We start from the raw sequence: 3,314 nt of genomic DNA, 5'->3' as shown, positions 1-3,314 counted from the left end.
CCCCTGCCCTCGCCCGGGCCGCGCCGCCCCCTGGCCCCCGCGCCCGTCGCCACGCCGACATTGCTTCCTGATACCACCGGCCGCTTGACGATCGGTCGCCTGGCACGCCGTCTTGGAGATCTGCTCCAGGGCGTCGCCCATCGGCGCCGGCGGCAGGCTCTGGAGACAATGCTGGATGGCATGGCGGAGCGGGTGGCCCGCACCGAAATCGCGCTGCTGCGTCAGCAGCGCGATGCCCGCCGCCAGGCGGCGCGGGCCGATGCCGCGGAAGCCGCCCTGGTGCGGTTGCAGGATATGCTGGACCGGCTGCGGCAGGAACGCCGCCTGGGCTGAGGTCTCGCCGGCAAAGGCGATCAGCCCCGCCCGACCCGTCTCAAAAAACTATTCGCGGAAGATTTTGGCAATGCGCTCTGCGCGTTCAGCCGGGCTCATCTGCGCGAAGCTGCGCGCTGAGTCGTGGCTGGCCACCGCATAGCGCTGCTGCGGCGTCGGCATCAGGCGGGACAGGCCGTAGCAGGTCCCGCCGATCAGCGAGAGAACCACCGTGAAAAGCGCGGCTTGACGGGCAAGCATGACCAGGATCTCAACCGTTGCGGCGTCATGTTAACCAACCGTCAATAAAATGCGACGGGATTCGTCGTTTTGAGGCACTCAAAACTGCGCACATTCCCACGATCGGAGATAACATACTTGTGATCAGGGCGGCCGGGCAGGCCGGACCGCCTCGCACAGACCCTCTTCGCTGGGAGCCGAGTTGATGGACATGACGCAGGTGCCGCGCTTCATCGCCCCGCATTTCATCGAAATCGAGGGCAGCGCCGACATCCCCGGCTCCGTCCGCCGCGCCTGCGCCTTCACCACCGCCGCCCCCGGCCTCGCCCGCGACAGCCGCGGCGCCAGCCACCACCACCGCTGCGAGCTGCTTTCCGAGACGGGCCATGGGATGGGCGAGTGGCAGGACAGCGGCCCGGTGACCTGGCGGACCGAGACCCGCTCGACCACCGACGCCCTGGCGCCGCCGGTCACCGCCGAAGGCAGCGCCCCCGACCTGATGCAGGCGATCGCCGCCGCTCTTGGCGCCGCCCATGCCCATGCCCCGCATGGCGGCGCGCCGGTCTACTGCGTTGCCCCCGGCGTGGTGGAGATGGTGCGTGAGCCCGGCATGCCGCGGGTCTGGATCGGCAGCCATCTCTCGGCCAATGGCCAGCTGCCCTCCGGCCAGCCCTGGTCGCATCTGATGACCGCCTTCATCCGCGAATGGCCCTCGGCCAAGGGCGGCGCCTCCGCCTTCCGCTGCGAGCTCGAGATGCTGCCCTATGCGGCGGTGATGCCGGGCCAGGGCTCGGCCGAGGGCAAGGAGCGCGAGTGGCAGATCTGGCACGCACCGAGCCTGGAAGAGGCGATCCGCGGCTGCCATCAGCGCATCTTCGCCCCCCGCGACGAGACCTTCGACGCCGGCTGCTGAACGGATAACGTCAACCATCTCGGGTTGACGTTGACGGCCGTCTCCGGCAAGTTCTGACGTCAGAAGTCTGACGGGGGACGGCGATGGATGGCGAGGCGCTGCGGACGCTGCGGCAGCAATTGCGGCTGAGCCAGTCGGAGCTGAAGGAAGCTTTGAACGCAAAGCTCGACCGCAGCTACGACAAGCCGCGCATCTCCCGCTGGGAAAACGGGCGCGAGCCGATCCCCGAGGAAGTGGCCCGCGCCGTCGAGGCCCTGTCCACCGTGCAGCCGCGGCATGCCCGCATCCTGGTGCTGGCGAACCAGAAAGGCGGTGTCGGCAAAACGACGTCGGCGCTGAACCTGGCCTGCGGGTTGGCGAAGCAGGGGCAGCGCGTGCTGCTGGTCGATCTCGACCCCCAGGCCACCGCCTCCGTCGCCCTGCTGGCCGCCGGCCATGTCGAGGCCTGGCGCCAGGGTCGCACCATGGCCCATGTCATCCTGCGCGAGCAGCCGATCGAAAGCGCCATCCTGGCCCAGAACGACCCGCTGCTCGGCGGCCGCGCGCCCTTTGACCTGGCGCCCAGCCATATCGACCTGTCCGAGACCGACGGTCGTCGCGAGCCCGGCTTCGACGTCGCGCTGCGCGAAAGCCTCGAGGCGGTGCGCGGTGCCTACGACACCATCCTGATCGACGCGCCGCCCAATCTCGGCATGCTGACGGTGATGGGGCTGGCGGCGGCGGATGCAGTGATCATCCCGGTGCGTACCGAACCCTATGACAGCATGGGCGTCGGGCTGATCCTGTCGACCATCGGCAAGGTGCAGCGGCGGCTGAACCCGGCGCTGCGCCTGGCCGGCATCCTGCCGACCCAGTTCGGCGCGCGGAAATCGGTCGATCGCGAGGTGCTGGAGCAGCTGATCGGCATCATGGCCGGCCGCGCCCCCGTGCTGGAGCCGGTTCCGGCCAGCGCGGTCTTCGGCCATGCAGCGCGCAACGGGCGGATCGCGCTGGACGCCTCCCCCGGCACGGCGGCGGTTGCCGTCTATCTTCGCATCGCTGCAGCGCTTGGCCAGGGGACCCCGCTGCCCGAAGCCAGCCTCGCGCCGCTGGAGGCCACGCCATGAGCCGCGCCCGCAAGGCTGCCTCCCCGGTGCTGGGCGCCGCCATGTCGGTGATCGACGCCGCCGCCGAAGCGCTGGTGCCGCAGGACAGCCGCTTCCGGCATTCCTTCGAGGCGCCCCTGGCGCGGATCCGCCCCGATCCGTCGCAGCCGCGCAAGCAGTTCAATCCGGAAGAAATCTCCTCCCTGGCCGCGACGATGGCGGCCGAGGGGCAGCTGCAGCCGGTGCTGCTCAAGCGCGACCCCGAGCTGCGCGGCGGCTGGATCCTGGTTGCTGGCGAGCGCCGCTGGCGTGCCGCCCGGCACAATGGCTGGACCAGCCTGCTGGCCATCGAGCATGAGGGCGACGCGGCGCTTGCCGCGCTGCTGGAGAACCTGCAGCGCGTCGACCTGACCCCGGCCGAGGAGGCACGCGGCGTGCAGCGGCTGATCGCCGAACGCAAGCTGAGCCAGGCCGAGGTCGCGACCCTGCTCGGCAAGAGTGCCGGCGAGGTCAGCGCCACGCTGCGCCTGCTGACCCTGCCATCCGACTTCCTGGACCGCGCAACCCCCCTGCCCCGCAATCTGCTGGTCGAGCTAGCCCGCCTCGATCCCGGCGCGCTGCGCGACCGGCTGATGGCACAGGCCGAGGCCGGCAACCTGACCGTCCGTGCGCTGCGCGCCGGGATCGAGGCGGGCTAGCGCGACTTCTGACCGTCCGACTTCTGACCGCCTCGACTTCTGACGTCAGAAGTCGAGGCGGTCAGA

5 protein-coding genes are annotated in these 3,314 nt (G+C 70.2%); 4 read left to right on the top strand and 1 reads right to left on the bottom strand.

What is annotated here, in order from left to right; genetic code table 11:
- A partial coding sequence (locus BKE38_RS32515; RefSeq protein ID WP_207553699.1) for a hypothetical protein occupies nt 1-333 on the top strand: 333 nt, incomplete at its 5' end.
- A gap of 48 nt (nt 334-381) precedes the next feature.
- Here the strand turns inward: BKE38_RS32515 and BKE38_RS27645 are convergent.
- Entirely contained in the window at nt 382-573 is a 192-nt protein-coding gene (locus tag BKE38_RS27645; protein WP_076960387.1) for a hypothetical protein, read from the bottom strand.
- A 184-nt stretch (nt 574-757) separates the two neighbouring features.
- Here BKE38_RS27645 and BKE38_RS27640 point away from each other — a divergent pair, with 184 nt between their 5' ends.
- The 3 genes from BKE38_RS27640 (at nt 758) to BKE38_RS27630 (ending at nt 3,248) form a co-directional block, all read left to right on the top strand.
- The gene (locus tag BKE38_RS27640) at nt 758-1,465 is read left to right on the top strand and encodes a hypothetical protein (protein ID WP_076960386.1); all 708 of its coding nucleotides are present in this window, start codon (nt 758-760) and stop codon (nt 1,463-1,465) included.
- A gap of 83 nt (nt 1,466-1,548) precedes the next feature.
- Entirely contained in the window at nt 1,549-2,571 is a 1,023-nt protein-coding gene (locus BKE38_RS27635; RefSeq protein ID WP_076960385.1) for an AAA family ATPase, read from the top strand.
- Nucleotides 2,568-3,248, top strand: a complete 681-nt coding sequence (locus BKE38_RS27630; protein WP_076960384.1) for a ParB/RepB/Spo0J family partition protein — start codon at nt 2,568-2,570, stop codon at nt 3,246-3,248. Before BKE38_RS27635 ends, BKE38_RS27630 begins: the two co-directional genes overlap by 4 nt.
- The last annotated feature ends 66 nt before the right edge of the window (nt 3,249-3,314 follow it).

This window comes from Teichococcus deserti, assembly GCF_001982615.1.
Classification (GTDB): domain Bacteria; phylum Pseudomonadota; class Alphaproteobacteria; order Acetobacterales; family Acetobacteraceae; genus Pseudoroseomonas; species Pseudoroseomonas deserti.
This window is presented reverse-complemented; position numbering and strand designations above follow the sequence as displayed.